Raw genomic sequence first — 8,432 nt, 5'->3', positions numbered from 1 at the left:
TACTTACATTCTTTTGTTCGATGGCTTTTCCGGCATAACCAGGTTTATTTACACCCCATACCACATTGCTGTTAAGTAAACTGATGTATCCCGTATTTTCAAAATAAAACCCTGCAATTGCACTTTTAACAAGTCCTTCTACATTGCTCGGCCTACGATCGTATACGCCTCCTTCTTCCTTTGTGGTTTTATCAAGATAAACACTAACCTGATCAAAGTAGATCTCTGAAATTTTATCGGGGCTTTCGCCGCTGATATACACACCACTTTCTCCCGTACATCTGATATTGCTGAAATAAATATTTTTAACCGCTCCTACCTTTCCCTTGGTTTGTCCTTTTGGTAAACGCCAACCAGCATCTTTATTGTTGCTGGTTGCTCTTGGGTAAGCAGTAATATAAATCGGCTCTGCCTTGCCCCACCATACATCCGAAAAAAGTTTGGATTCGATAAACAGGTTGGAGAAAATTACGTTGTTTACTGTGCCCTCATCACGGTTTTGAATACCAATGCCGCGGTTGCTTTTCCTGATATTACAATTATTGATGAGCACATTACTGATCCGGTCCATATTTTCAGAACCTATTTTAATGGCGCATGAGCTAGAGGTCATGGTGCAGTTACTAATCACAATATTTTCGCAGGCACCATATTCTTCAAATTCACGTCTGTTTTTTAAGCAGATACAATCATCACCTGATTCGATAAAACAATTGGTAATCCTCACATTTTTACTATGATCAAGATCAATACCATCGCTGTTACGGATTTTAATACTGTTCAACAGCGTAATATTCGATATCGATACATCATTACAACCCACTAAATGGACCGTCCAGTAGGCTGAATTCTGAAAAGTTACCCCATCTATGTTCAGTTTATTACAACCGATCAAAGTAAGCAAATGCGGCCTGGGGTCTACAACATTAAAGGGTTTTAACACATATGAGTCGCTAAGCTCCTCCCCCATAAACGAAATCCCATTTCCATCAATTACACCTGTTCCACTGATGCTTACCTGTTCTAGTTTTTCCCCGCCTATCCAAACGGTTCCCTCGCCTTTGTTTTCACGAAAGGCACTTTGGGTATATAATTTTTCATCCGGACTAGCCAAGAGCTTAGCACCACCCTCCACTCTTAAATCGATGAACGATTTTAAGTTAAAAGGACCAGTTAAAAACACATAACCAGCTGGTACAATTACCTGCCCACCGCCTGCTGCAGCACAGGCATCGATGGTTTTCTGAATAGCAGCTGCATCATTGGTTTTGCCATCGCCAACTGCGCCGTAGTTTTTAATATTGTATAATTTATTTTGGGCCAGCGTGCCGAAAGAAATCAGCATTGCAAAAAAGAGTAATATTTTGATCTTCATTTTCAATTCATTAGGAATAAATACATAGAGCTATTTTAGGCAAAGACCCGTTTACCAAAAAACGGTATAAAGTGCTRCAAGAATACCACATATTATAACCGAGGCAATGGTAAATGCCGGAGTAACCTTAAACATGCTACGGTCTATTTCAAGACCCTGTGGATTATCTTTACTTTTCGGATCGGTTAACGTAACCAAAACCATCAAAATAATGATGATCACAAATACCCACGACATCCTGTTTAAGAAAGGGATTGGCTCAATGGCCCCATTGGTTAATGTGGGTAAAAATTTAAACAAGATAGATAATGGTATAGTTAGTAATGCAGCAGTTAGGGCTGCACGTGAAGTGGTTTTTTTCCAGAAAAAGCCCAGTAAAAAGATGGCAAAAACACCCGGTGAAATAAAACCGACATATTCTTGAATAAATTGATAAACCTGATCAAAACTTCGCAATGCAGGCGCAATAACGATAGCAATTAAGGATGCAATAACCACAGACCACCGACCAACTGAAACCAAACGTGTTTCTGAAGCTTCGGGTTTGATAAACTTTTTGTAAATATCAAGCGTAAATATGGTGGCTATACTATTGCATTTCCCTGCTAAAGAGGCCACAATAGCAGCAGTAAGTGCGGCAAAAGCAAGGCCTTTAATCCCTGCAGGCAATAAATTCATAAGTACCGGATAAGCATGATCTGGTTTAACCGTTCCTGCGGCATCGAGCATTTCTGAATGAAAATAACCACGTTGATAAAGCACATAAGCCGCAATACCTGGAATAACAACAATTACCGGAATTAGTAATTTTAAAAATGCAGCAAATATTAGTCCGTTGCGCCCGGTTTTTAAATCGGCTCCCAACGCCCTTTGAACGATATACTGGTTACAGCCCCAGTAATTTAAATTATTGATCCACAAACCACCTACCAGTACCGCAATACCTGGCAGTTCGTTGTAGAATTTATCTCCTTTCGAAAATATCATATGAAAATGATCAGACGCTTCACTGCGTAATAATGGAAGCGAGGCTAAAACACTTGGCGCATCTAATTTTTCGGCTACGAGTTTAAGTGCCATATAACAGGTAATCAACCCACCTGCAACTAAAACAAAAACCTGTATTACATCGGTATAACCAATTACCTTCATCCCACCCAGCGTAATGATAGCAGAAAAAATGGCCAGGAAAATGATGCATATATTAAAAGGAACGCCTGTAATGGTTTCAATAGCAATGGCACCAAGAAAGAAAATAGACGTCAAGTTTACAAACACATAAACGAGTAACCAAAAAACAGCCATCAGTGTACTCACCGTATTATTATAGCGGTTAGACAGGAACTGTGGCATAGTGTAAATTTTGTTCTTAATATAAATGGGTAGAAAGAATATGGCTACAATAATTAGCGTGGCGGCTGCCATCCATTCGTAACTTGYAATGGCAAGCCCCATAGCAAAACCCGAACCCGACATGCCAATAAAATGCTCGGCAGAAATATTAGACGCAATGATAGATGCACCAATTGCCCACCAGGTAAGTGAGCCTTCTGCCAGAAAATAATCTTTGGTATCGGTACGCTTTTTTTTCTTGCTCCGATAAACCCAATAGCCATATGCCGAAACAATAATAAAATACATCAAAAAAACAGCATAATCGAATGCAGACAGGTGGTTCATATAGATTTTATATTTGGGTTTTTTAAAAATCAGAAAAAATCCCAATGTTGGGGGCTAAATTCGATTATTTAATTACGTAAACGTTTTCGCCTAGCTTGTAGCAACAACATAGACTTATCCCCGTTAGCAGCCTGTTGATTCGCGCTTAGTGAGCACCGATTTCAATATAATATTCTGTTCATCATCCAGTTGTTTATTATTGAGAATTTTGAACAGGCATTTTGCCGCTTCGCGCCCGATTTCGAAGGCCGGCTGTGAGATTGTGGTAAGTGAGGGGCTCAACAGTTTTGCGGTACTCAGGTTCGAAAAGCTCAGTATTTTCACATCATCCGGAATCTTAAGGTCCATTTCTCTACAGGCGCAATAAGCAGGAATAATAAATTCTTCAATGGAAGAAAAAAGAGCATCGGGCTTATACTTTTTAAGCAGTTCCTTTATATGTTGCAGATTAAGGTCTTCGTCATCCTGATATTTAACAACGGGCTGCTCATCAGCAGCTATTCCATGCGTTTTCAGTGCATCAAGATAACCTGCAAACCTGGCTTTACCAGCTGGAAGATTTTCCAACCCATATAAATACGCAATTTTGGTACAACCGCATTCAATTAAATGCTCAGTCGCCTGAAAAGCAATTTCGTAATCATCGGTAGTTACTTTAACTGCATCCAGGTTTTCATAAACGCGGTCAAAAAACACCAATGGAATTTTCTTAACCAGGTTGGTATAATATTCACTGTTATACTCGCTGCTCGATACTGATGTAAGAATACCATCTACCCTGCCATTTAATAAACTATTGGTGAAGGCAACTTCTGCTTCTATATTCTCGTGGGTTTGATAAATAAGTACATGGTAACCGTATTGCCTTGCAATCTCCTCAATTCCTTTTATTGAGAGGGAGAAAAAGTTATTGGCTACACAGGGAATAATCACCGCTACCGTTTTAGTTTTATGGCTCCGTAGGTTGCTGGCGGCTGGATTGGGTGTATAATTTAACTCTTTGGCTAAGGTCCACACCCTGTTTTTAGTTTTTAAACTAATCTCGTAACTGTCATTGAGGGCCTTGGAAACGGTTGCGATGGAAATATTTAATTCCTGAGCCAACCGCTTAATGTTCACTGCTTCCGCCATGTCTTAAAAATTTGTTTAGTTAGTTTTTTCAGAGGAAAATGCCCCATATAACACTTTAGTTAGCGATATTATAGGTCAAAAGCTTCTTTTTCACCAGCATCTTCATCAAAAACAATCCAGCTTGCCCCAATTGTTAGAGCGGGTTTGCCGAATTTATGTTCATAACATTTGTTGGTTACAGCAATAAGATACTTCTTTTGACTAAGAAAAAGTATCTGCTACAAACGAAAATATGAAATAATCGTAATAACAACGTTTATTTCTTTTCTTTTATACATTTCACTAATGGGGATTCAGGCAGAAAAGGATGACCATTAGTGCAACTCAAGCCGTAACCTATTAAATATAAACAAATTAAAGTTGATTACACTCTAAAGAATTAAAATTTACTTAATCGTTTACGTAAATAAAATCGGCAAAATATAAAAGTTTAAGCTTCTAAAAACTCAACTTTAACTTATAAAACCAAAGAAAATCTTTAACCAATCCATTTCTAGCCTTATGAGAAACCAAAGCGAAACTTCAAAGGATAATCAAAATCCTTTGCAAAATCTTGATCAATGGGAAGAGGATATATTAATCCGCTACCCTGATCCAAAAAACATCAACGCTGAAAAAAAAGAAGAGCAGTTCAGAAATTATGATGAAACGGAAAAAGACAGCGTAAAAGAATTTTACAGGCTTAACCATACTTATCAAACCTATGATTTCGTAAAACAGAAAAAAGCAGATTATTTAAAATTCGACAAACAGGAGATGCCGATCTGGAGTGCTTTTGATTTTTTAAACAAACTGGTAGATGATTCTGATCCTGACACCGATCTGGACCAGATGCAGCACCTGTTACAAACATCAGAAGCCATTAGAAACGACGGCCACCCCGATTGGATGGTGTTGGTTGGTTTAATACACGATATGGGTAAGGTACTGTGCCTGTTCGGAGAACCACAGTGGGCCGTAGTGGGCGATACTTTTCCAGTAGGTTGCGCTTATTCAGATAAAATTGTTTATCCAGAATTTTTCAGTCAGAATCCGGATTTTAAAAACGAAACCTATCAGACCAAATTGGGTGTTTATACTCAAAATTGCGGTCTAGACAATGTAGACATGTCGTGGGGCCACGATGAATATGTATACCACATGATGAAGCCCTACATTCCGGAGCCAGGTTTATACATGCTCCGTTACCATTCCTTTTACTCGCAGCACAGGGAAAATGCATACGATCACCTGATGAATGAAAAAGATCATGAAATGTTTAAATGGGTTAACCTGTTTAATCCTTACGATTTGTACTCTAAAAACCCCAATCAGAAAAGCTGGGCAGAACTAGAACCTTATTACAAGGCACTTGTAGCTAAGTATTTACCAGCCACTATTAAATTTTAACATTCTATCTCAAAAACAGTATAACCAAATAAAACAAACCAATTTATGAACCTAAATCTACAAAAATCATGAGATTTAAATGTACAAGCTTAAAGTATGGCAGCATCTTTTTGCTGCTTTTACTCATCAGCCAGTCGTTCAACGCTGTCTTTGCGCAGGATGAACGAAAAATTACCGGGAATTTAATAGACACCGAAAACATGCCAATTATTGGTGCTTCGGTTTCGGTAAAGGGCACCAACAAAGTAACGGTTACCGGAGATAAAGGTGCTTTTAGCATCTCTGCCAAAAACGGCGACAAACTCGTATTTACTTTTATGGGCTACGAAGCCAAAGAAATCACTATTGGCACCGCATCGAGCTATAAAGTAACCATAAAAGAAGCGAATACCTCACTTACAGATGTAGTTGTGGTAGGATATGGAAAAGGGTCTCGCAAGGGCTTATCAAGTGCCATTACTTCAGTAAAACCTGAGGAATTAAATAAAGGAGCTATTGCAGATGTTGGGCAGCTGCTACAGGGTAAAGTTCCGGGGCTGAATATTAGTGCCAGTGGCGACCCCAACAAACCTGCGGCCGTAATCTTACGCGGTGCATCTACCGTTAATAGTCCAGGAGCACCTTTTTATGTTATAGATGGTATCCCTGGAGCCGATATTGCGGCGATAGCACCAGCCGATATTGCATCAATTGATGTATTAAAAGATGCCGCAGCAACTGCTATTTATGGTAACCGTGCAGCTAGTGGCGTAATTATAGTAACAACAAAACGTGGTAAATCGGGCATGCCGCAGTTAAGCTATAGCGGCTATATAGCTGCCGAAAAAGTAAGTAATCAGCTTGATTTAATGGATGCTGATCAATTAAGGGCTTACCTTACAGCTAACAAGGTTGCATTTTCGCCAAATGATGATAAAGGCGAAAATGTAAATTGGATGAAAGCCATTGAGCGTTCTACAGCATATTCGCAGAACCATAACCTTTCATTTAGCGGTGGTACCGATCACAGTAACTATAGCGCCAGCTTAAACTACTTTAACAAGGAGGGTATTTTAAATAAAAGTTCATTAAATCGTATTATTGGTCGATTAAACATAGATCAGTACGCATTCAATGATAAAGTAAAATTCAGTTTAAACCTATCCAATTCGAGTAGCAAGTCTATTAACGAGCCATTACAGAACATTGTATTGTTACAGGCTGCAAAGCGCTTACCTGTTTCGCCAATTTATAATGCAGATGGAAGTTATTTCGAAAACCTGAACAATACAGGTTATTTTAATCCGGTAGCCATTGCCGATAATGCACAGGACGAAACAAAATATAACGTTTTAATTGGCGGTTTTAATACGGAAGTAAAATTGCCGTTTGGCTTTACCTATAACATTAATTTATCTTACCAGAAAACTACCGCTGCCCATGGTGAATTTTACAGCAGTTATTTTGGAAAATACCCAACATCGAACTTTTACAATAACCCCGACCCAGGCATTGGCATAGCACATACCCTGATTGGAGGTGTGTTTGGCACTAACGGCTCGGCTCTAAGAAGCAATTTTGAAAACACCAATAAAATATTAGAAACATTCTTAACCTGGGATAAGAAAATCGGCGACCATACCTTAAATGCCGTACTGGGTTACAGTTATCAGGATAATATCGTAGGTGATGGCTTTCAAACTTCAAGCACCAATTTCCCAACAGATTTCGTTGGCTTTCAAAACCTTACCCTGGGTAACCCCTATGCCATTCCTACTTACCGCATTAATTTAGGAAATGACCTTGTTTATCAAAGAATCCTGATGATCTCTGACTTTTTCAGGTTAAATTATAATTATAAGAGTAAATACTTTTTGCAAGGTTCAATCAGACGTGATGGAAGCTCTGCATTCGGAAAAAATAACCAATGGGGTTATTTCCCGTCTGTTGGTTTAGCCTGGAGAGTAAGCGAAGAAGAATTCATGAAGGGCCAATCATTTGTTAGCGATTTAAAAATCCGTGCCAGTTATGGAGTAACTGGAAACTCTTCAGGTATAGGTGCCTATTATGGACAGTTAGTTTATGGTGGTTTCGGCACTTATTACAACAATGGTGTGCAGGCAGGGGCGTATGCACCTATCCAAGGTGCAAACCCCAATTTAAAATGGGAAAGGACATCAACCAAAAACATTGGTGTGGACTTTGGTATTTTAAATAACAAAATTACCGGTAGTGTAGATGTCTATGATAAAAATACCAATGGCATGCTTTTCAAATACAGTGTACCACAAGCACTTGTTCCGGGCGGCCAATTATACGCAAACGGTGGTAGCATCAGTAATAAAGGTATCGAAGTAAGTTTAAATGTATCACCAGTTGCTACCAAAAGTTTTTCATGGTTGAGTAGCATTAACATGGCCTATAATAAAAACAAAATTACAAGCTTACAAGGTCCTATTTCTAATGCAGATTCTATTCGTTACTCGGATCCTGAAGGGCCAGGACAAACCAATGCAACTTTACAGATTCTGAAAGTTGGTTACCCGCTTGGCCAGTTTTTTACGCTAAAATATGCAGGTAAAGATGCAAGTGGTAACTCGATGTTTTACAAACACGATGGTACTACAACGACTACACCAAGCATTGGAACCGATTATTTCTACCTGGGCAATGCGCAGCCAAAAGTAATAATGGGTTGGAGCAATACCTTCAAATATAAAGAATTGGAGCTGAACATCTTTTTAAGAGGAACCTTTGGTAATAAAATATTTAACGCCACCAAAGCTGATTTATCTTACACCGCAGGCGCAGCAGTTAATAATATACTAAACAGCGCTGCTGACGATAAAGTAACGGACACAAGAAACTCATTCTACTT

Annotated in this window: 5 protein-coding genes; 2 read left to right on the top strand and 3 right to left on the bottom strand. The window is 38.9% G+C overall.

The genetic code is table 11. The features are described from left to right. The 3 genes from AC1DPQ_RS10345 to AC1DPQ_RS10335 form a co-directional block, all read right to left on the bottom strand. A partial coding sequence (locus AC1DPQ_RS10345; RefSeq protein WP_477609136.1) for a glycoside hydrolase family 28 protein occupies nt 1–1,375 on the bottom strand: 1,375 nt, incomplete at its 3' end. A gap of 51 nt (nt 1,376–1,426) precedes the next feature. Continuing rightward, complete coding sequence (locus AC1DPQ_RS10340) at nt 1,427–3,055, bottom strand: sodium/sugar symporter (protein WP_477609134.1); 1,629 nt, start codon at nt 3,053–3,055, stop codon at nt 1,427–1,429. 123 nt (nt 3,056–3,178) lie between these two features. After that, complete coding sequence (locus AC1DPQ_RS10335) at nt 3,179–4,186, bottom strand: LacI family DNA-binding transcriptional regulator (RefSeq protein ID WP_477609132.1); 1,008 nt, start codon at nt 4,184–4,186, stop codon at nt 3,179–3,181. Between the two features lie 501 nt (nt 4,187–4,687). On the opposite strand from AC1DPQ_RS10335, the gene AC1DPQ_RS10330 reads away from it, so the two are divergent. Continuing rightward, entirely contained in the window at nt 4,688–5,575 is an 888-nt protein-coding gene (locus AC1DPQ_RS10330) for an inositol oxygenase family protein (protein ID WP_477585955.1), read from the top strand. Between the two features lie 68 nt (nt 5,576–5,643). Then, a partial coding sequence (locus AC1DPQ_RS10325; protein ID WP_477609130.1) for a SusC/RagA family TonB-linked outer membrane protein occupies nt 5,644–8,432 on the top strand: 2,789 nt, incomplete at its 3' end.

Source organism: Pedobacter sp. 01T416_2 (genome assembly GCF_056398925.1).
Note: the sequence above shows the minus strand (reverse complement) of the source record. Positions and strands in the feature narration are given on the sequence as shown.